General features: G+C 57.2%; 19 protein-coding genes and 1 pseudogene. 8 read left to right on the top strand and 12 right to left on the bottom strand.

Annotation, left to right across the window (positions count from 1 at the left end; genetic code table 11):
- Positions 1–112: 112 nt before the first annotated feature.
- Positions 113–1,144, bottom strand: a complete 1,032-nt coding sequence (locus NLU14_RS12820; RefSeq protein WP_275707127.1) for an AraC family transcriptional regulator — start codon at positions 1,142–1,144, stop codon at positions 113–115.
- 169 nt (positions 1,145–1,313) lie between these two features.
- On the opposite strand from NLU14_RS12820, the gene NLU14_RS12815 reads away from it, so the two are divergent.
- Positions 1,314–2,189, top strand: coding sequence for a MaoC/PaaZ C-terminal domain-containing protein (locus NLU14_RS12815; RefSeq protein ID WP_275707124.1), 876 nt, complete (start codon positions 1,314–1,316; stop codon positions 2,187–2,189).
- 3 nt (positions 2,190–2,192) lie between these two features.
- On the opposite strand, the gene NLU14_RS12810 is transcribed toward NLU14_RS12815, so the two are convergent.
- Genes NLU14_RS12810 through NLU14_RS12800 form a run of 3 tightly spaced genes read right to left on the bottom strand, consistent with a single transcriptional unit; the run spans position 2,193 to position 6,900 of the window.
- The gene (locus NLU14_RS12810) at positions 2,193–3,782 is read right to left on the bottom strand and encodes an ATP-binding response regulator (protein ID WP_275707121.1); all 1,590 of its coding nucleotides are present in this window, start codon (positions 3,780–3,782) and stop codon (positions 2,193–2,195) included.
- Positions 3,783–3,827: 45 nt separating this feature from the next.
- On the bottom strand, positions 3,828–4,454 hold the full coding sequence (gene fixJ, locus NLU14_RS12805) for a response regulator FixJ (RefSeq protein ID WP_275707119.1): 627 nt from the start codon (positions 4,452–4,454) through the stop codon (positions 3,828–3,830).
- 37 nt (positions 4,455–4,491) lie between these two features.
- On the bottom strand, positions 4,492–6,900 hold the full coding sequence (locus NLU14_RS12800; RefSeq protein WP_275707117.1) for a Lon protease family protein: 2,409 nt from the start codon (positions 6,898–6,900) through the stop codon (positions 4,492–4,494).
- A gap of 165 nt (positions 6,901–7,065) precedes the next feature.
- Between NLU14_RS12800 and NLU14_RS12795 the strand changes: the two genes are divergently transcribed.
- Together NLU14_RS12795 and NLU14_RS12790 are read left to right on the top strand one after the other, a co-directional pair.
- Entirely contained in the window at positions 7,066–7,350 is a 285-nt protein-coding gene (locus tag NLU14_RS12795; RefSeq protein WP_275707115.1) for a hypothetical protein, read from the top strand.
- 177 nt (positions 7,351–7,527) lie between these two features.
- Positions 7,528–7,905 (top strand): PilZ domain-containing protein, encoded by a 378-nt coding sequence (locus NLU14_RS12790; RefSeq protein ID WP_275707112.1) that lies wholly within the window; start codon positions 7,528–7,530, stop codon positions 7,903–7,905.
- 6 nt (positions 7,906–7,911) lie between these two features.
- Here NLU14_RS12790 and NLU14_RS12785 read toward each other — a convergent pair whose 3' ends face one another.
- Both NLU14_RS12785 and NLU14_RS12780 read right to left on the bottom strand, forming a co-directional pair.
- Positions 7,912–8,382: a flavodoxin family protein gene (locus tag NLU14_RS12785; RefSeq protein ID WP_275707110.1), complete on the bottom strand. Its 471-nt coding sequence runs from the start codon at positions 8,380–8,382 to the stop codon at positions 7,912–7,914.
- Between the two features lie 153 nt (positions 8,383–8,535).
- The gene (locus tag NLU14_RS12780; protein ID WP_275707224.1) at positions 8,536–9,417 is read right to left on the bottom strand and encodes a LysR family transcriptional regulator; all 882 of its coding nucleotides are present in this window, start codon (positions 9,415–9,417) and stop codon (positions 8,536–8,538) included.
- Between the two features lie 123 nt (positions 9,418–9,540).
- On the opposite strand from NLU14_RS12780, the gene NLU14_RS12775 reads away from it, so the two are divergent.
- Complete coding sequence (locus tag NLU14_RS12775; protein ID WP_275707108.1) at positions 9,541–10,530, top strand: zinc-dependent alcohol dehydrogenase family protein; 990 nt, start codon at positions 9,541–9,543, stop codon at positions 10,528–10,530.
- Between the two features lie 126 nt (positions 10,531–10,656).
- Here NLU14_RS12775 and NLU14_RS12770 read toward each other — a convergent pair whose 3' ends face one another.
- The 3 genes from NLU14_RS12770 to NLU14_RS12760 all read right to left on the bottom strand — a co-directional run bounded on the left by NLU14_RS12770 (position 10,657) and on the right by NLU14_RS12760 (position 12,789).
- Entirely contained in the window at positions 10,657–11,427 is a 771-nt protein-coding gene (locus NLU14_RS12770) for an SDR family oxidoreductase (protein ID WP_275707105.1), read from the bottom strand.
- A gap of 124 nt (positions 11,428–11,551) precedes the next feature.
- Positions 11,552–11,818, bottom strand: coding sequence for a DUF2798 domain-containing protein (locus tag NLU14_RS12765; RefSeq protein ID WP_275707103.1), 267 nt, complete (start codon positions 11,816–11,818; stop codon positions 11,552–11,554).
- 74 nt (positions 11,819–11,892) lie between these two features.
- Positions 11,893–12,789: an NmrA/HSCARG family protein gene (locus tag NLU14_RS12760; protein WP_275707101.1), complete on the bottom strand. Its 897-nt coding sequence runs from the start codon at positions 12,787–12,789 to the stop codon at positions 11,893–11,895.
- A 113-nt stretch (positions 12,790–12,902) separates the two neighbouring features.
- Between NLU14_RS12760 and NLU14_RS12755 the strand changes: the two genes are divergently transcribed.
- Both NLU14_RS12755 and ada read left to right on the top strand, forming a co-directional pair.
- Positions 12,903–13,799, top strand: a complete 897-nt coding sequence (locus NLU14_RS12755) for a LysR family transcriptional regulator (protein WP_275707099.1) — start codon at positions 12,903–12,905, stop codon at positions 13,797–13,799.
- 160 nt (positions 13,800–13,959) lie between these two features.
- Positions 13,960–15,033 (top strand): bifunctional DNA-binding transcriptional regulator/O6-methylguanine-DNA methyltransferase Ada, encoded by a 1,074-nt coding sequence (gene ada, locus NLU14_RS12750; RefSeq protein WP_275707097.1) that lies wholly within the window; start codon positions 13,960–13,962, stop codon positions 15,031–15,033.
- Between the two features lie 48 nt (positions 15,034–15,081).
- On the opposite strand, the pseudogene NLU14_RS12745 reads toward ada, so the two are convergent.
- Together NLU14_RS12745 and NLU14_RS12740 are read right to left on the bottom strand one after the other, a co-directional pair.
- Positions 15,082–15,207: pseudogene (locus NLU14_RS12745) on the bottom strand (recombinase RecA); the annotation flags it as partial.
- 20 nt (positions 15,208–15,227) lie between these two features.
- The gene (locus NLU14_RS12740; RefSeq protein ID WP_275707095.1) at positions 15,228–16,268 is read right to left on the bottom strand and encodes an aldo/keto reductase; all 1,041 of its coding nucleotides are present in this window, start codon (positions 16,266–16,268) and stop codon (positions 15,228–15,230) included.
- A 100-nt stretch (positions 16,269–16,368) separates the two neighbouring features.
- On the opposite strand from NLU14_RS12740, the gene NLU14_RS12735 reads away from it, so the two are divergent.
- On the top strand, positions 16,369–17,295 hold the full coding sequence (locus NLU14_RS12735; RefSeq protein ID WP_275707093.1) for a LysR family transcriptional regulator: 927 nt from the start codon (positions 16,369–16,371) through the stop codon (positions 17,293–17,295).
- 133 nt (positions 17,296–17,428) lie between these two features.
- Here the strand turns inward: NLU14_RS12735 and NLU14_RS12730 are convergent, their stop codons facing one another.
- Complete coding sequence (locus NLU14_RS12730; RefSeq protein ID WP_275707091.1) at positions 17,429–17,887, bottom strand: Lrp/AsnC family transcriptional regulator; 459 nt, start codon at positions 17,885–17,887, stop codon at positions 17,429–17,431.
- Positions 17,888–18,013: 126 nt separating this feature from the next.
- Between NLU14_RS12730 and NLU14_RS12725 the strand changes: the two genes are divergently transcribed.
- Positions 18,014–19,006, top strand: a complete 993-nt coding sequence (locus tag NLU14_RS12725; RefSeq protein ID WP_275707089.1) for a nucleoside recognition domain-containing protein — start codon at positions 18,014–18,016, stop codon at positions 19,004–19,006.
- Positions 19,007–19,023: the final 17 nt, after the last annotated feature.

The raw sequence follows: 19,023 nt of genomic DNA, 5'->3' as shown, positions 1-19,023 counted from the left end.
CCTCGGGCGCAATCAAGGGTGTGATTGCTCGGTGACAACGAGGGCGCATTATAAAGAGGCGGCCCCGCATGTCAACGTTTTTCATGAAAAAATTTGGGTTTACGGGACGCGCTCACATGGCATCAACCATGGCGTCCTTTCCCTGTGCGGTTTTGCGGTATTCGATGGGCGTCATCCCCGACCAGCGCTTGAACGCACGATAGAAAGTACTGGGTTCCGAGAAGCCTGTGAGATACACGATTTCATCAATCGACTCGTCGGTGGTTGCCAGCAGCTGCCGGGCCAGACGGTAGCGGAAATCCGCCAGCACCTGGTTGAAGCTGGTTTCCGCTTCTGTCAGCCGGGTACGCAGGGTTCGCGGCTTGATGCCCAGGCGCTCAGCCACGGCATCCAGGGTAACCTCACCGCTATCCAGCAGTTCCGCCACGATTCGCTCCACCTGACCAACGATGTCCTTTTTCTCCAGGCGAGCCACCTGTTCGCTGGCAAACCGCTCGTGGAGATCCAGCAACTCAGGTTCCGCATGGGGAGAGGCATGGGATAACAGCGTGGCGGGAAAATACAGCCGGTTTTCCTTGGCGCCAAACACCACATTGCACCCCAGGATCTCGCTCACATGGTCCTCGCCACGCTCCCGCTCATGTTCAAACTCAATGCGGGAGGGGTAGAAGCGGTCGTCAGTGATGGACTTGAAGAAGGTAATCAGGCCCTGGACAAAGCATTCGTTGAAGTGCCGCAAGCGGCTGACCTCGCTGGAGGCGGCGTCCAGCACCATGCAGGCCTCGTCGCCCTCAATAAAAAAGTCGGTGTTGGCGGCATCGCTCAGCAGCCGCTGGTAGTTCTGGGCCCGCCGCAGGCCCTCACCAAAGGTGGGACTGCTGAGAAACAGGTATTCCAGAACCTGCCCCTTGTAGGCTGGCAGCAGTTGGCCAAGGTGAAGGCCGGCGTCGGGATCGCCCGACACGTCCTCAACTACCTGCCAGAAGTACAGCTGGGCGCTGTGAGGTGTTCTCAACTGCTCGGTGTAGACATAGTCTTCATCCACACCCAATCTGGAAAAGATGGCGTCAGTATCAATCCCTTTGCGCTTCATGGCCTGATAAATCAGGCGCAACATCACGCCCGCATCGCGAAGTTCCTGCATAATGTCCCGCTTTATAGTTGTTTAGTACTCGGCTTGGCCGGCCGGACAACCTTGCCGGCAAGCCAGGTCAATGCTCATACTGGCCGGGTTTGCCAGACTCTGAGACCTTAGTCGTATATTAGAGCATATCAGGCCAGAGACGCACAGGTGTACCAGGAGAGTTAACAATATGCCAGATACCTCAATCTATCGTAATCACCCGCCAGGCTTGTGGACGCTCTACAGCAAGGCCATTCTCCCCAAAGACAAACAAGCCGGCAGCGAACTCCGGATACCCGGGCTGTCCACCAGGCTGATCGGCGTCAGTACGGCCAACCATAACCTGAAACGCTATCAGAAGGTATGTGGTTTCGGTACACAGGCAAACGTACCCATCACCTGGCCCCATATTCTCGCGTTTCCGCTACACCTCAAACTACTGACCGAGAAAGCGTTCCCCCTGCCGCTGCTGGGGCTTGTGCACCTTCGCAATGACATCACGCAGCACCGCCCTATCGGTACCGGCGAAACGCTGGATATTGCGGTGAGACTGGATGGCCAGACGAGCACACCGAAGGGGCTGGAATTCGACCTGGTAACCGAAGCCTGGTCGGCGGGCCGGCTGGTATGGGAAGAAACCAGCACCAATCTGTTCCGGCAACCGGATAAAAGCGGCGGGAAATCCGGCGGCAAGCCCCCGGAACTGCCCCGCTACCCGGAAGCCGCCGAAATCAGTGCACCGGAATCCATCGGCCGCCAATACGCCGGGGTTTCCGGAGACAGGAACCTGATACATCTGCACGCGCTGACCGCAAAAGCGTTTGGTTTTCCCAGGGCCATTGCCCACGGGATGTGGAGCAAGGCCCGTGTGCTGGCCCTGCTGGAGCAACAGAGCGGCTGGCGACAGGATGCGGTATCAGTCTCCTGCCAGTTCAAGAAACCGCTGTTTCTGCCGGGTACAGCCCAGCTTAACTGGCAGGCCGGGCAGTCCGGGTGGGACTACCAGTTGTTGAATGCATCAGGAAACGCACCCCACCTGAGCGGTGAGATTCGCTGGGGAAGTTAAGGGTTATTCCGTGGGCTCTCCGGTGTCGGCATCAGGCGCACAGGGAGTGCCTTCGGCTCCGGCCACGGGCAATGTGAAATAGAAACAGGCACCTCCATGCTCCGGGCGCTCAAAACCGATGTCACCGCCCTGTGCCTGGATGAGCGACCGGCACATGGGCAGGCCAATTCCCATGCCCTCTTCCTTGGTGGTGTAAAACGGCAGGAACAGCTTGTCTTCGGCATCGTCAGGCAGGCCGACACCGTGGTCCGTTACCGCAATACGGACACACCCGGTACCGGACATGGCCACGGTGACCTCGACCGGCTTTTCCGAGTTCGCGCTGCGGGTCGATTCCAGGGCGTTTCTGATCAGGTTCAGGGCTACCTGCTGAACCTGGATCGGGTCAGCAAGAACATCAGGCACATCGTCATCCACCGAGATCTCAACGCCACCCTCGTTGTTGCGGATATCCACTTCTGCAAACTGGCGGGTATCCTCCAGCAAGGCGGAAATCGACAGGACATCCTTCCCGGCGGCAGGCTTTTTCATGAATCGGCGGATTCGGCGGATCACTTCGCTGGCGCGGTGTGACTGGGCTTCGATCTTTTCCAGCGTCTCTTCAAGCAGTTGATGGTCCGGCGCTTCTTTGGCCAGCACCCGCTTGGCAACCCGGGCGTAATTGGTGATGGCGGTCAGTGGCTGGTTTACCTCGTGGGCAACGCCGGCTGCCATCTCGCCCATGGTGGTCAGGCGGGAAAAGTGTGCCAACTGTTCACGCTGTTCCTGAACCACGTGCCTGGCGTCGTCCAGCGCCTGCTCGCTCTCCAGGTCCGTGGTGATATCCCTGAAGACAACCACGGCGCCGTGCAGCTCATCCCCGTCCAGCTTGGGGGTGGAGCGATACTCCACCGGGAACGGCGTCCCGTCGGCCCGCAACATTTCAATATTACGCTGGTTTTCGGCCACACCCTGGGTACAGGTGGCGTACACCGGGAGTGACTCGCATCCCTGGCCGGCGGTGCGAAAATGCAGATCAAAGAAACTCTGGCCGATCAGTTCCTCGACAGGGCTGCGCATAATCAGGGCAGCCGCCGGGTTGGCAAATACAATTTTGCCATTGGCGTCCAGGCCGTAGATGCCCTCGCTGATGGAATTGAGTATGCGGGCCTGGTCGTTTTCCAGTTGGCGGTTACGGGCCTGAAGTTCCCGTTCCAGCCGGATCACCCGGGCGTGGGTTTTCACCCTCGCGATGACCTCCTGGGCCTGGAAGGGCTTGGAGATGTAGTCGGCACCACCGAGGGAAAATCCCCGAACCTTGGCCTGGAGGTCGTCCAGGGCGGAGAGAAATACGACGGCGCTGTCAGAGGTGACCGGGTCGGCCTTCAGGCGTTCACACACCTGGTAGCCGTCCAGTTCCGGCATCATGATGTCCAACAGGATCACTTCAGGCTGGTGGCGATGGGCAAGGTCCAGCGCTTTTTCACCATCGTTGGCAATCAGCAGGCGGTAGCCCTTGTCCTTCAGGGTCTCGTAGAGAACCTTGAGGTTCTGCGGGTTGTCGTCAACAAGCAGAACCGTTACGTCTGTTGTCTCCAGGACAGCATCTGTCATATAAATACGGCCGGTTACGATGGTAATTGCATGATGCCGGCCAAATCAGCGAGCGTCGATAAGGTCCTTTACGGACAGGACCATACGAACCAGGTGTGCCAGTGAATGGGTGCCCATCTTGTGCATGACCCGCGAGCGGTGAATTTCCACGGTGCGCTGGCTGATTTCCAGCTCGATGGCAATGACCTTGTTGGCCTGGCCGGCAATCATCCGGTCCATGATTTCATGCTCCCGGGGCGTCAGGCTTTTCACCCGGCGCAGGATCTCCTGCTTCTCGCCAAGGGTTTTGCGCTGTTCCTGGTCCTGCTCCAGCGCAGCCTCAATTTTCTGCAACAAGGCTTCTTCCCGATAGGGCTTCTGGATGAAGTCCACCGCACCCTCTTTCATGGCGTCCACGGCCATGGGTACATCACCGTGCCCGGTCACAAAAATGATCGGCAGTATGGAATGCTTTTCGTTCAGTTTCTTCTGAAGCTCCATGCCGTCCATTCCTGGCATGCGGATATCGAGCACGATACAGCCAGCCATCTTCTCCGAGTAATCCTTGAGAAATGCGTTGGCATTGTCATAGGTCTTGACCGGCTTGCCATCGGATTTCAGCAGCAGCTCCAGTGAATCACGAACTGCTTCATCGTCCTCAACTACGTACACCGTTTGCTGGGTATCAGTCATGTGCCTTGTCTCTCCTGTCAATTACCGCCGAACGCTCTCAGTGAATCGACGGATCTTTGTGGTCGTCCCGGGCATGTTCCTGACGCTCATGCTCCCGCATTTTCTCCAGACGTTGCTGGATAATGCCAAAAACGCTCTGTTTAGGGTACCTGCCTTTGTCATCCGCCTTGCCAGCTGGCTTGCCGAGTAACAGTGTGATTGCCTCCTCGGCGCGACTGACCGAATGAACTGCAAACTTATCATCCCGAACCGCCTGGACGACGTCCTGCTCAAGCATCAGGTTCTGCACGTTGGTTGAAGGGACGATCACACCCTGGGTACCCGTGAGATCCCCGGTCAGTTTGCAGGTGCTGTAAAAGCCCTCAACCTTCTCGTTCACGCCACCAATGGGCTGAACCTCTCCAAACTGGTTTACCGAGCCGGTAATGGCCAGGTCCTGTCTCACCGGCAGACCGGAAAGCGCGGACACCAGGGCGCACAATTCCGCCAGCGAAGCGCTGTCGCCGTCCACTTCTCCGTAGTTCTGTTCGAACGTCAGGCTGGCCGACAGGTGCATGGGGTCGGTAACGGCAAAATGGGCGGACAGCCAGGAGCTGAGGATCATCACGCCCTTTGAGTGAATGTTGCCACCCAGCTTGACGTCCCGCTCAATGTCCATCACACCGCCATCTCCATAATAGCAGGTGGCAGTAATACGGTTGGACAGGCCGAACTCGAACCCGCCTGTCGACAGCACCGATAACGCGTTCACCTGCCCCACACAGGTGCCGGCGGTGGATACCAGCGTGGTGCCATCACGGATGGAGTCGTAGAACTGATCACGAATACGGCTGCTACGGTAACGGGCGCTTTCCAGTGCCTGGTCCACATGGGAATTCTGAATCAGTTTCGCCCCCGCCTGCCTGGCCCAGTAGTCCGATTCACGCAACAGGTTGGCAATATCCGCCGCATGCAGTGACAGTCTGTCCTGGTGCTCCGCCATACGGGCGCTGTGTTCGATTACACGGGCCACCGCCTTGTTGCTGCAGTGGAGCAGCTTCTTCTCATCGACCAGACTGGCGATGAACTTGGCGTAGAGCAGTTGGCTCTCATCCGTGCGCATCATTTCGTTCTCGAAGTCTGCTGTCACCCGGAACAGCTCGGCAAACTCAGGGTCGTATTCCTGCAACAACATCCAGGTTTCACGGTCGCCGAACAGCACGATCTTTACATCCAGCGGAATCGCTTCCGGCTCCAATGAGATAGTGCCAGACAGTGTCAGTTCCCGTTCCAGCGAATTGATCTGGATGGATCTGGAGCGCAGGGCACGCTTTAATCCGTCCCAAACGAACGGCTGTTCCAGCACTTTAATGGCATCCATCAGCAGATAGCCACCGTTGGCACGATGGATACTGCCGGGACGAATGAGCGAGAAGTCCGTAAACACCGATCCCTTGAAGGTCACGCTTTCCACGTAGCCAAACAGGTTGTGGTAGGTGGGATTGTCTTCCACCACAACCGGCACCTCATCGGTTTTCTGGTGGACCAGTACATTGACCAGATAGCGCCGGGGCATTTTCTTGTCCAGCGACGCATAGGCAATGGCGGCCTGCTCTTCATTGTCTTCCAGGAAGATTTCGAGGCTTTCTGACAGATCCTTACGCACTTCCTCAAAATAATTGACCACATCAGGCAGGTCTTTGTATTTCTCGATTAACTCATCAATCTGGTGCCCTGAAATACCTTCCAGGGTTTCCTCGTTGAGGGCCTGCTGGCTTTCGGCGTATTCCTGCTCCCAGTCCGCCAGTTTACGTAGCGCCTGGCGCAGTTTCTTCTCAAGCTTGTTGATGTCGTTTTCAAACTTTTCCCGCTGCGCCTCGGTCAGCGCCTGAAAGGATTCGGCGGTATGGGGCTCCTCGCCGTTCATCGCTACCAGTCGATAGCCACCCGGGGTCGTGATATTCAGGCTGACCTTCTTCCGCTTTGCCTGTGCGGCGACCTTCTCCAGTTCATCTTCCTGCTTTTTGACGTATTCGTTCTTCAGCTGTTCAGCACGCTCAAGAAAGCTGTCGCTGTCGAAGGTCTGGGGAATCATCTTCATCAGACGCCCCATTAACTTCTCCATGTCCTGCTTGAGCTCAGTGCCCTTGCCGGCCGGCAACCTGAGAACCCGGGGAATCCGCGGCTCCTCGAAATTGGCCACGTAACACCAGTCGTGGCTCTGGTGCTCGGTGTCCACATGATGCTCCAGGTAACGCAGCATCATGGTGCGCTTGCCCAGGCCATTACGGCCCACGGCATAGACATTGTAACCACCATGGGGCATGGCCAGGGCAAAACGTACCGCCGCCTGCGCCCGGTTCTGGCCAACGATTTCCGCCAGGGGCTCGAGTTGTCGCGTGGTCTTGAACGGTAAATCTTTTAAAACACAGGCTTTGTAGAGCTGGTTCAGGGACAGTGACTTCAAGGTTCGGTCCTGTAACGGTATGAAAGCATTTGGTTATGGCCGGTCATTGTAGAATCTGGGGCCCTCCCTGTCGCGCTCTGGCTAAAGATTTAGCCCAACTTGTCGATAAATTGATCAATCGGCATAATTACCGTGGGCTCAACCTGAAGGCAGGACACTCATTAGATGGACATTTACCGGAATCAGTCGCAACCACTGACGGTGCTGGAGTCACTGCGGAAACGCAAACCCTTTACGGCACCGCAGCCACAACAAGCGGCGCCCTCCCCGGAAAAACCGCAAGGAGACCGACGGGTGCAACCAGACAGGCGCAGGGCCCAAGTGGCTTTTGAAGGGCCGGATCGGCGCAAAAAGCGCTCCAGACGCAGCCCCCGCCTGCTCAATCCGAAAACCGGGCAGGCAGCGCCCACTGAAGACCGCAGGGGCCGCCTGGTAAGCACCCAGGCCTGAATGCAATGTCATTACGGGCTTGGTTTCAGCCCCTCCGTACCGCAGCCGTGAATTTGATAACCCCGTCACAGTTCTCGGTTTGGTCATTTTTCAGTCACCGACGCGGGAACTAAACTTCAACGTCCCGGTGGATGAACGGGCCAATAACAACCACAAATAAGCAATGGATGCCAGCGTATGATGAGTGATTCCGCAGACCGCAGAATCAAGGACCGCTATCCCGCCCAGTGCCTGAAAGTGCAACTGCAGGAGCGTGGCTTTTTTGGTCGGGGGAAGAACTCAACCGCAGTAACCTGCCTCGACCTGAACCGTTATGGTATGGCGGTGCTGTGCCCCAGGCCCGTGGAAGTGGGTGCGCGGCTTTATATGGATTTCGACGGCAAGTACATTCGCGAGTCCCGGGTGGCTGCCCAGGTGATCAGTTGCCAGCCCTTCCAGACAGGCTTCCGGGTGAGCATCCAGTTCAGCTATTGTTTTGAAAAGAAGGGCTATTCAAGGGCTGTCGACAACGCCCTCTCCCGCATTGAAGGCCTGTACAGCCGCTACGCAAGCTGAGTCTTTCTAGAACAACCCGGCATCCAGACTAGCCGCCATGTAGAGCCCCAGTTCGCGGCACTGATCCTCGAATTCGTCCCGATACTCCCCATGGCACAGCAGAGGCTCCTGCACCAGGCGCCAACGCAGGCCCGTAGTAATGGAATCGATGGCGCGATGTGTGCCAGTGCCGTCAAGGCCAGCGCGGATGTAGAAGGTGAAGGGCAAGCCCTGGGTTTTCTCAAGGCAGGGGTAGTAGCTGCGGTCAAAGAAATCCTTTAGCGCACCACTCATGTAACCGAGATTTTCGGTGGTACCAAGAATGATGGCGTCACAGGCGAGAACGTCTTCGGGGCCAGCCTCCAGTGGCGGAAGCACGGTCACCTCGACATTCTCGATGTCTTCGTGTTTTGCGCCCTGCTCTACCGCTTCCCGAAGTTTGAGGGTATTCGGGGAGGGGGCATGGGCGACTATCAGAAGCTTCCTGTTTTCGGGCATACCCTATCCTCTGACCTTACAATAATTGGGGAAACGTCTCACTCTGGCATCTACCAAGCCAGAGTGCCAAAAATATGACTCATGGTCATCCCACTTTGAAAAGCCTCCCCATGAACTGTCATTCGACAACTTCCCCATTGTCTCCTGCCAATCCTACTCCATGTACCCTGGCAGTCCGCTTATCAGAGCATCGATGGCAACGCGGACTTTCAGCGTTAACCGAGGTGTTCGTAGCCATAGCACATGCACGTCATAGAGGAGTTCAGGTTGGTCTGGTAGAAGCTGGACCAGCGTACCAGCCTTGAGATAATCGCGTATCAGCCAGCTTGGGAGCCAAGCGAGTCCCATGCCAACTGCTGCGGCATCGGCGATTGTGGCTAGGTCGTCGAGTCGCATGCGGTTGAGAGGGGTGACTTCCAGCGGCGATTGGCCGTGACGTGGAAACTGCCATGGTAGCAGGCGGCCCGAGCGGCTGTAGATGATGCCGTGATGTGAGGGAATATCTTCTATCTGTCGTGGTTGGCCATGGGCTTCAAGATAGGAGGGTGATGCACAAACGACCATGCGTTGGCTGGCGACGCGGCGAGCTACCACTTCGGTACTATCCGCCAGGATGCCGGTGCGAATGGCGAGGTCGTAGCCATCCTCCGCCAGATTGCTGATGCGGTCACTAAAGGAAAGGTCAAGTTCCAACATGGGGTGTTGTTGCGCGAGTTCCAGCAGGGCTGGAGCAACGCAATGCCGGCCGAACAGCGTGGGCATGGTGACGCGTAGCTTACCGCGTGGCTCTGAAAACTGATCAGAGGCGAGTGCGTCTGCAGCTTCAGATTCGGCGAGGATTACCCGGCAGCGTTCATAATAGGCGCGCCCGAATTCCGTGAGACTCTGGCGGCGTGTGGTGCGATTTAGCAGACGAACGCCCAGGCGTTCCTCAAGAAACCTGACATGCTTGCCTACCATAGGCCCCGATACATCAAGCGCAGCTGCTGCGGCGGCGAATGAGCCTAGATCGACGGCTTTAACGAATACGGTCATGCTGGTAAGGCGGTCCATAATTAGGAACCCTCAGTTTCTACTGTTTTACCTGAGCGCCCATTTATCCAAAAAATGCCTGCTGGTACAACTTATTAAAACCAATTAATTAGGAGTTGATATCAGATGGCACGTGTCATTCGTTTTTATGAGTTGGGTGGCCCCGAGGTGTTGCGTATCGAACATGTCGATATCCCCGGGCCAGGTCAAGGTGAGGTTCAGATCCGGGTCAAAGCGCTCGGTTTGAATCGGGCCGAAGTGATGCTGCGGACAGGTTCATATATTGAGGAGGCAACTTTCCCTTCGGGCCTTGGTTTTGAGGCTTCGGGTAATATAGAAACGGTCGGAGACGGTGTGGAGGGCCTTTTACCCGGTGATGCCGTGAGCGTCATACCAGCGGGATCAATGGTGCGATGGCCAGCCTATGGTGAGCTTGCCACATTTCCGGCCGAGCTTGTGGTGAAGCATCCGACAACCCTCAGTTGGGAAATGGCAGCGGCGGTTTGGATGCAATATGTCACCGCCTATGGTGCAATAATCGATATTGCCAAACTCGGCCAAGGCGACTTTATCGTTATCACTGCGGCATCCAGCAGCGTCGGACTTGCCGCAATCCAGATTGCCAATATGGTTGGCGCAACCCCGATTGCGGTCACACGAACCTCGGCCAAGAAGCAGACCTTGCTTGATCTCGGCGCGGCACATGTCATCGCCTCAGCTGAGGAAGAGCTGGAAGCCCGGCTGACAGACATTGCCGGCCCCGACGGTGTGCGAGTGGTGTTTGATCCGATTGGCGGCCCTATATATGAGCCTCTTACAGCAGCCATGTCGCGGGGCGGTATCCTTATCGAATATGGTGCCCTGAGTCCGGAGCCCACGCCGTTCCCACTCTTCAACGTGTTGACCAAGAGCCTGACGCTACGTGGTTACCTAATCCACGAAATCATCGGTGATCCAGTTCGGCTGGAGGCTGCCAAGGCGTTTGTCCTTAGCGGGCTAGCATCGGGGGCGCTGGAGCCGGTCATCGCGAAGACATTTCCATTCGAGCAGATTGTTGAAGCCCATCGCTTCCTGGAGTCGAACCAACAAATTGGCAAGATTGTCGTGACGGTGTGACCGGGCGCACAATGCGTACAGGAAGAAGCTTGGCGCTAAACCCTGAATTGGGAGAAGCCAAAACACCCGCCATACCCAGAGGCCTTGAACCGCACCGTAAGCCCTAAGCCACGGTGCGGTGAGTGGTCAAGTTCTGTTAATAGAAAGCCCTCCGTCTACAAGCATCGCAGTTCCACTCATGAAGCTTGAGGCATCAGATGCCAGATAAAGCGCCGCGTGCGCAATCTCCTCGGGGCTGGCGATGCGCCTGAGGGCATGTAACCCTTCGACAAAGTCCCGAACTTCCGAGGTCGTTTCTGGGGCATTCACCATGTTGGCTGGCGTGTCCGCTCCTCCCGGAAGTATGGCGTTTGCACGCAGGCCCTTATCACCGTGTTCGGCAGCCAGCGTTTTTGCAAGGCCAATGATGCCGGCCTTGCTCGATGCATAGGCGGCTAACCCGGGCATACCGACCGTGTGGCCCACGAAACTTGAGGTAAAAATCAGTGAGCCACCACCCCGTTCCATGATGGCCGGCACCTGCTGCCTTGCTCCCAGGAAAGCCCCGGTCAGGTTCGTTCCGAGCACGCTGTCCCAGTCTTCGCGCGACAGCTCGGAAGTTGGCACCATTCGACCCATTATTCCGGCATTGTTGAATGCAATGTCTAGGCCGCCGAAATGGTCGACGGCCGTCTCAACCAAAGCCCTGGCGTGCTCTTCATCCTGTACATCGCCGACCACGGCAATGGCTTCGCCGCCCAACGTCTCAATCTCCTCCACAACCTGCTCAAGCTCTGACCGACGACGGGCGCCGAGCACCACCCTTGCCCCTTCACCGGCAAACAGAAGTGCTGTCGCACGGCCAATACCGGAACTGGCACCAGTGACGATGGCCACCTTGTTTTGAAGTGTCTGCATGGTTCATCTCCCATATCAATTGACGGAAGGAACCGCGCTCTAACCTGCGGCTCCGACACCAACTCTTGCAGAGCAGACAAACCGAAACACTCCGTTTCTTGAGATCGAATTAGAAGCAGGATACTCACCCTTGGCGAACGAGCGCCGAGACAATCCGGCGTACCAGGGGAAGCACCAGTAACAGGCTGGGAAATGCCACCAGCCAGGAGAAAAGCCACGCATCCATCCAATACGAAAAGAAGTGGCTGGAGAATCCCACGCTGGTCAGGGTCGACATGCCGGACACGATGCAAGACATCAGAATGGAAAGTGCCAGGGGCATCACGATCGCATTGTAGCGCGGCGGAAGTTTTCTGATCTTTCCAGACGAAGAGTTCTGGGGAATGGTCATACCTGTGCTCCTCTAATTCACGGTGAATGTTGACCGATCCACGCCAGGGAGGACTTGTCAGCCCAACAGGCGCCTCACTTGCTGGTTCCCTGGGCCAGTTCCCTGATATAGGCCTCCAGGGAACGTGGCGGTCGGCCCAGGATCGTACGCAGCGTCAAGTCGTTACCACCAACGCCATGATTGGCGTAATGGGCGTGAACGTTGGCGAGCAGTCGTTGCTGATTCCTGTCATAGGGTAAGGCCGTCCGCTTGAACCAGGACTCGAAGTCGGGAGCCGTCGCTTCAATACGCCGGCCAAGTGTCTGGCTCATGAGTACAGCGACTTCCTCGCGATTCAGTTTGTCCGTGGCGCACAGCTCGAAGGTGCCATAGGCCAGACGATCCTCCGTCAGGGCGATGGCAGCCACTTCTGCGACATCTCGATAGTCGACGCGAGTGACTCGCGATGTCGTCGGAAAGGGCTCGCCAAAGGTGCCATCTTCAATGACGGCGGGCCAGGCCGCTCCGATGTTCTGAAAGAAGTTGGCTGGATGAAGAATTGTGTAATCCATTGTCGACGTAAACAGGGCCGTCTCAACGGGAATCTTGGCCGTGTGGTTTGGCAACTGCGTGTTCGTCGGCTGGATCACCGACGAAAACACGAACTTACATACTCCTGCTTCCTCCGCCACCTCAACGAGCGTGACCCCCATCTCGACCTCGTCGGGCACGAAAGCGGGCCCAAGATGGAAAACGCCATCAATGCCCTGCATGGCTCGGGCCAGGCTCTGCCTGTCTCGCAAATCGCCAACCGCGATTTCTCTGGCACCACGGTGACGTGCCATGGAAGCCTTGTCCGGGTCTCGAATCAGTGCTCTCACCCGAACCCCACGTTCGACCAGTGCCGGTACCACCAGGCCCGCGAAATGTCCCGTCGCGCCAACGACAAGGACCGTGGGGCAGGTGCGGGTTGTAGGGGTCGAATTCATCATTTTCGATCTCCTTCAATGGCTCTGTAGGTTAGTTGCGGTGATCATACACTCTTCATGAAAGGTGATAATCCCCCTAAAATGTGAATCACCTTGTCGGAAATCGGTAAAGTGAAATGGAACGCCTGGAAGATCTGGAAGCCTTCATTGGGGTGGTTGAACAAGGGGGACTGACGGCTGCGGCCCGCTGGCTCGATCGCAGCGTACAATCGGTGAGCCGGGCCCTGGCCGCCCTGGAGAGGAATCTCGGAATCCAGTTGGTGGAACGCACCACAAGGCGCTCTACCCCCAGCGAAGCAGGGCTCGCTTTCTATCGCCGCATAAAACCCGCCTTCGAGGAAATCAAGGAAGCTCGACTGGAAGCCAGCAACAGCCGTATCGAGCCGTCGGGATTACTACGTGTCGGAGCTCCCGAATTATTCGCGCCTATTTACCTGATGCCCATCATTGCGGAATTCATGAATCGCTATCCGCGGATCAACGTCGAACTCAAGCTGACCGACCGGTTTTCTGATTTTGAGGAAGAGAATCTCGACCTGACAGTACGCATTGGCGAGTTGCCTGACTCTGACCTGAAAGCCCGAAGACTGGGCGGGCTACGTCGCGTGGTATTCGGCGCTCCTGGCTATTTCGAGCACCACGGCCGCCCTCAACACCCCAACGATCTCGACCAACATGCCTGTATTCAGAGGACAGTGGACAGAAACCCGGACCAGTGGATGTTCCAGATCAACGGCAGGGTACAACCCGTCCGGGTGTCGGGCCCCTTCCGGGCCAATACGATGACAGCGATTTATTCGGCCGTGAAGCATGAGCTGGGCCTTGGCTTCTCCCCGCTCTGGCAAATCCGCCATCTCGTCGATACCGGCCAGGTAGAACTTGTCCTGACCCCGTTTGAACGTCCACCGGTTCCGGTGCATGTCGTCTGGCCGTCAGGCAGGTCCCCCCTTGCCAAGACCCAGATCTTCAAGGAGTACCTGATCTCCCGGTGGCCACAGATGGGGCTGGCGTGACACCGCAGGCCTTAGGGCAGCGGTTGAACGGTGCAGCGCTAACAGACTGTTCATTTATGTCTGAAGTCAGCGTTATGAAATTGCAAAACCAGAAGCGGAGTGCGTAGCCTCTTCAGGTGTCCTTTACTGGGCGCATAGCCCACAATAAGAGGACACTGGAATGACCTTCATCATGGTAAACAGTCCCGTGGATACCGAGCGTGACAGACGATGGCAAGCGGTGATGCAGCGCGATGCCGCGGCAGATGGCACCTTTGTATACGCAGTGCTCACCACCGGCGTGTACTGCCGGCCTTCCTGCCCGTCACGCAAGGCGAAGCCTGAGAATGTCTCCTTCCATGACAGCCCACAGGACGCCGAGGCCGCGGGGTACCGCCCTTGTAAGCGCTGCGTTCCGGATACTTCCTCTCCTTCACCGGTTGCTGCGCTTGTCGAACGGGTCTGCCGGATCATTGAACAGGCCGATGAATCCCTCAGTTTGATCGAACTGGCGGAGAAAGTGGATCTGAGCCCCTCCTATCTGCATCACCGCTTCAAAGCTGTCACCGGTCTCACTCCCCGAGCCTATGCCATGGCCCATCAGACGCGACGGGTTCGCGAGGCGCTGAGCGATCAGGACAGCGACGTTACCCAGGCCATCCACAGTGCCGGTTTCCGCTCCAGCGGCCGCTTCTACGAAAACGCCGACGCCATGCTCGGTATGACACCGACGGCCTATAAGCGTGGAGGTCGGGATATCGCCATCGTGTTTGCCCTCGGCGAGTGTTCACTGGGATCAGTCCTGGTGGCATGCAGCGAACGCGGCGTCTGCGCCATTCTTCTGGGGGATGACCCCGACACCCTGATCCACGACCTCCAGGACCAGTTCCCCGAAGCCGAACTTGATGCCGGTGGCAGCCATTTTAAGAACTGGGTTGCCCAGGTGATCGGTCTGATTGACGATCCCGCCCTAGGCACTGACTTGCCCCTGGACATTCGCGGCACGGCCTTCCAGCAACGTGTCTGGCAGGCGCTGCGCGAGATTCCTGTCGGCACAACCGCGAGCTACACAGAGATTGCCGAGCGCATCGGCTCGCCGGCTGCGGCGCGGGCGGTTGCCCGAGCCTGTGCGGCTAACCCGCTGGCAGTAGCAATCCCCTGCCACCGTGTCGTGCGCCGGAATGGCGAACTCTCTGGTTATCGTTGGGGAATTGAACGCAAGCGCGCACTTCTGCAAAGAGAGGCTGACGCATAGGACTCTCCAGACTGGTTGCGACGTCAGGACCTCTTCGCAAGTGACCAGGACCGGCTTGGGCATCAGCTTGTCGCGCACCGCCGCTTCAATTTCCCTGACGATCTCCAGGGCCTATTCCAGGAACTTGCAGGCGTTGGCCTTGCCCAGGTCGATATTGTCACCCTTAAAGGCGTACTGGCATGTCCTCCTGCATCCTAGACACCTGACAGCAGCCCAATACTACGCTCGGCGAACTGGCCGTTCCAATAGGGATAGTAGGGGTAAGGCGGTACCACGGCGCTGGCGGCGTCAAGCGCGGCACTCTGTTCGGGACTGAGCTGCCAACCGACCGCGCCCAGGTTCTGCTTTAGCTGTTCCTCATTGCGGGCGCCAATCAACACACTGGATACAGTGGGTCGTTGCAGCAACCAGTTGATTGCTATCTGTGGCACCGTTTTGCCGGTTTCCTCAGCAACCTGATACAGCGCATCCACAACTCGGTAAAGCCTCTCCTGTTCCACCGGGGGTGCAAAGTTTTCAGTCTCGTGTAGACGGCTGTTGGGGGGGAGCGGCTGTCCTCGCCGGATCTTCCCCGTGAGGCGCCCCCAGCCGAGCGGGCTCCATACCAGCGCGCCCAGCCCCTGGTCCTGGCCCAAGGGCATAAGCTCCCATTCGTAATCCCTTCCAACCAGCGAGTAGTACGTCTGATTGGCCACGAAACGCGAGTAACCATAGCGGTCAGCAACGGCCTGGGATTTCATCAGTTGCCAGCCGGAAAAATTGGAGGCGCCGATATAACCTACCTTCCCGGCTCGAACCAGATCGTCCAGGGTCGACATGACACTTTCGACCGGAGTCATGGCGTCAAAATGGTGTAGCTGCAGCAAATCGATATAGTCGGTATCGAGACGGCTCAGTGCCGCATCGACCGCGCGTATCAAATGGTGTCGTGACGAACCAACATCATTCGGACCATCGCCAGTTCGCAAACTGACTTTGGTCGACAATATGACCTTGTTACGCCGCCCCTTCAAAGCCGCACCAAGAACAGACTCAGACGCGCCATCCGAATACACGTCAGCTGTATCAAACAAATTCACACCAGCGTCCAGGCAGATGTCGATTAACCGCCTCGCTTCGTCAGGGCCCGTGTTGCCCCAGGCACTGAACAAAGGGCCTTTGCCACCGAAAGTGCCTGCTCCAAAGCTCAAGGCAGGCACTTTGAATCCGGAAGAGCCAAGGTAACGATATTCCATAATTTGAACCTCCTCAGTAACTGTGCAGCCGATAATAGCGCTTTGCGTAGCATCAAATTACCGGCCAAAATACAGATTCATTTTCAATGGAAATTTAATAATGGACCGCATCAACGATTTGGCTCTGTTTCTACGCGTGCTGGACCTGGGTTCTATCAGTGCCGCGGCACGCAGCCTTGGCTTATCCCCGGCTGTAGGAAGTCAACGATTGAAGCGACTGGAACGGGACCTTGGTGCCCGGCTGCTGCACCGGACGACCCGGCAGGTACACGCAACACCGGAAGGCAAACTGTTCGCCGAGCAAGGCCGAGCCATGGTGGAGGATCTGGAAACACTGTTCTGCCGAATGCGGCAAACCCTGGCTCACGTGGCCGGCCCCCTGCGACTGACCATGCCTTCAACCTTTGGGCGAGAGTACATTTCGCCCCTTCTGCCAGCCTTTCTTGAACGCTATCCCGAGGTTGAACTCCATGTGGACACCACCGACCAGATGGTCGATATCGTCGCCTCCGGCTATGACTTGGCCATCCGTATAGGAATGCTCGAAGACTCGAGCCTTGTTGCACGCAAACTGGCCAACAACCAACGCATCCTTTGTGCCTCCCCGGCTTACATTGAACGTCATGGAAGGCCTGAAACACCTGTAGACCTGAACCACCACCAGTGCCTGCGACTGACTGGAAGCCAAAGACAGCAAGACGTCTGGCGGTTGATCGATGAAAACGGAACGACCCACGCTGTGAAAGTCACCGGACGGGTACAGAGCAATCAGGGAGAATTACTTCGGGATGCTGCCGTCGCTGGGTTGGGGATCGCCCAGCACTCGGTTTGGCATATAGCCGATGACCTGCGCACCGGGCGCCTGGAACCCGTTCTGCCAGAGTATGCCATTGCCGAGACTGGCATTTACGCGGTGATGCCTCAACGGAAACTGGTGCCGGAGAGAGTGCGCGCGTTTGTCGCCTTCATCGAGCAACACCTGAGCGACGAACCATGGGCCCTCTCCAGAATCCGACAAGGGCCTTGAGTGCCAGTTTTGGCGGTGCCTGCTCGGGCATGGCCGAGGCAGATCTGGCCTTTTCTGGTGACGACACCTCCGAAAACCCGGCTTTGCAGACGTTGGTTCATGAGCGGTGGTCTGCGTTTTGGGAACCAACTGACTAAACGCTTAGTGGTAATCGTGTCTCAAACTTGTTGCGCTTACGTGAGATCAGCGTACGAAATTTGTGCATGCCGCCCCCTGCATAGAGCACGTCTTCACAAAAGCGATCGTAGCCCTGCATGTTCGGCACGTTCACAATCAGTACGAAATCGACCTCCCCCGTCACTTGATAACACTGGGTGACTTCTGGTGCTGCTTCCACCCGCCGAACGAAATCGCGATAAAGGGATTTTTCATCCCGGGCCATAATTACCTCCACCACCATGTGCAGGCTTTCGCTGAAAGCTTCTGGCGCCAGGATTGCTACCTCGCGCTGAATAATGCCTCGTGTTTTCAGTCGACGCACACGCTTCAAGCATGCTGAAGGGGATAGGCCAACTCGCTCCGCCAGCATCTGGTTGGTCAGGCTGGCATCGCTCTGTAGCTGATCAAGAATTCTAAGGTCGAGTCTGTCCATATGCAGGAAATTTCCCTCTCTATCTGCAGAAGGCAACATTCTTTCCGTTTTCTGCCAAGAACGCCATCGTCTGGTTCAGTACATGAGTAAAGTAAGCAGCTGGCTCCCCGACGATGTGAGGTACGTATGACAAAACGACTTCCAGCCCGACTGCTTAGCACGACGGTGCAGACATCTTGTGAAGCCTGGGCGGTCTACTGGACTTTGCTCAAAGTGATGGTGCCAGCACTGCTGATCATGAAGGCGCTCGAAGTTCTGGGTGTAACGGCGTTGTTTGCTCAATGGCTTGCGCCTTTAATGTCACCGCTGGGGCTTCCTGAGCCACTGAGTCTGGTGTGGGCAGCCACGCTGCTGACCAACATCTACACCGGCCTGGTCATCTTCTTCGAAGTCACGGGGGATACGCCACTGACCGTGGCACAGGTGACGGTGCTGGGTACGTTGATGGCCGTGGGGCATTCTCTACCGATAGAAGGGGCAGTGGCGCGTCTGGCAGGCGTGCCCTGGTGGCTGACACTACTGCTACGTGTAGGCGGTGCCTGGTTGCTGGGCTGGCTGCTGCATCTTAGTTACTCGCTGGGCGACTGGCTCCAGTACGCCAACCATGTAGTGTGGGAGCCCTCAGCCAGGGACACGACGCTTGCAGCCTGGCTGCAAGGTCAAGCCACGACTCTTGCCACCATTTTCGTGGTGATCCTTGCGCTTATGGGCTTCCTCAGATTGCTGCGCTGGCTGGGCGTCGAGCGACTGGTCCACAAGCTGCTTTACCCACTGTTGCGGTTGCTAGGCATCGGCCCGGCGGCGGCCAATATCACCGTGATCGGCATTACCCTGGGGCTCAGTTTCGGGGCCGGCCTGCTCTTGCGAGAAGCGCACTCGGGTCGACTGACGCCTCGGGACATCCTGCTGACACTCTGTTTCCTCGGGCTCTGTCACAGCCTGATCGAAGATACTTTACTGATTATGCTTCTGGGGGCTGACCTCTCCGGCATTCTGTGGGCCCGGCTCACTTTCGCGCTGGTGGTTATTGCGCTGATGGCGAGATTTCCCTGGTTGGAGCGTGCGCAGTTGCCATCCTGGATCTTTAGAGCACACTCCACACCTGATGCGAAGTCATGACTTCACATCAGGTGTAT

It is taken from the genome of Marinobacter iranensis, from assembly GCF_029207565.1.
Classification (GTDB): Bacteria; Pseudomonadota; Gammaproteobacteria; order Pseudomonadales; family Oleiphilaceae; genus Marinobacter; species Marinobacter iranensis.
This window is presented reverse-complemented; position numbering and strand designations above follow the sequence as displayed.

Excerpts from the sequence above, each read along its gene's own strand:
- NLU14_RS12820 (WP_275707127.1), bottom strand. The coding sequence starts at position 1,144 with ATGCAGGAACTTCGCGATGCGGGCGTGATGTTGCGCCTGATTTATCAG.
- NLU14_RS12815 (WP_275707124.1), top strand. The coding sequence starts at position 1,314 with ATGCCAGATACCTCAATCTATCGTAATCACCCGCCAGGCTTGTGGACG.
- NLU14_RS12810 (WP_275707121.1), bottom strand. The coding sequence starts at position 3,782 with ATGACAGATGCTGTCCTGGAGACAACAGACGTAACGGTTCTGCTTGTT.
- fixJ (WP_275707119.1), bottom strand. The coding sequence starts at position 4,454 with ATGACTGATACCCAGCAAACGGTGTACGTAGTTGAGGACGATGAAGCA.
- NLU14_RS12795 (WP_275707115.1), top strand. The coding sequence starts at position 7,066 with ATGGACATTTACCGGAATCAGTCGCAACCACTGACGGTGCTGGAGTCA.
- NLU14_RS12790 (WP_275707112.1), top strand. The coding sequence starts at position 7,528 with ATGATGAGTGATTCCGCAGACCGCAGAATCAAGGACCGCTATCCCGCC.
- NLU14_RS12785 (WP_275707110.1), bottom strand. The coding sequence starts at position 8,382 with ATGCCCGAAAACAGGAAGCTTCTGATAGTCGCCCATGCCCCCTCCCCG.
- NLU14_RS12780 (WP_275707224.1), bottom strand. The coding sequence starts at position 9,417 with ATGACCGTATTCGTTAAAGCCGTCGATCTAGGCTCATTCGCCGCCGCA.
- NLU14_RS12775 (WP_275707108.1), top strand. The coding sequence starts at position 9,541 with ATGGCACGTGTCATTCGTTTTTATGAGTTGGGTGGCCCCGAGGTGTTG.
- NLU14_RS12770 (WP_275707105.1), bottom strand. The coding sequence starts at position 11,427 with ATGCAGACACTTCAAAACAAGGTGGCCATCGTCACTGGTGCCAGTTCC.
- NLU14_RS12765 (WP_275707103.1), bottom strand. The coding sequence starts at position 11,818 with ATGACCATTCCCCAGAACTCTTCGTCTGGAAAGATCAGAAAACTTCCG.
- NLU14_RS12760 (WP_275707101.1), bottom strand. The coding sequence starts at position 12,789 with ATGATGAATTCGACCCCTACAACCCGCACCTGCCCCACGGTCCTTGTC.
- NLU14_RS12755 (WP_275707099.1), top strand. The coding sequence starts at position 12,903 with ATGGAACGCCTGGAAGATCTGGAAGCCTTCATTGGGGTGGTTGAACAA.
- ada (WP_275707097.1), top strand. The coding sequence starts at position 13,960 with ATGACCTTCATCATGGTAAACAGTCCCGTGGATACCGAGCGTGACAGA.
- NLU14_RS12740 (WP_275707095.1), bottom strand. The coding sequence starts at position 16,268 with ATGGAATATCGTTACCTTGGCTCTTCCGGATTCAAAGTGCCTGCCTTG.
- NLU14_RS12735 (WP_275707093.1), top strand. The coding sequence starts at position 16,369 with ATGGACCGCATCAACGATTTGGCTCTGTTTCTACGCGTGCTGGACCTG.
- NLU14_RS12730 (WP_275707091.1), bottom strand. The coding sequence starts at position 17,887 with ATGGACAGACTCGACCTTAGAATTCTTGATCAGCTACAGAGCGATGCC.
- NLU14_RS12725 (WP_275707089.1), top strand. The coding sequence starts at position 18,014 with ATGACAAAACGACTTCCAGCCCGACTGCTTAGCACGACGGTGCAGACA.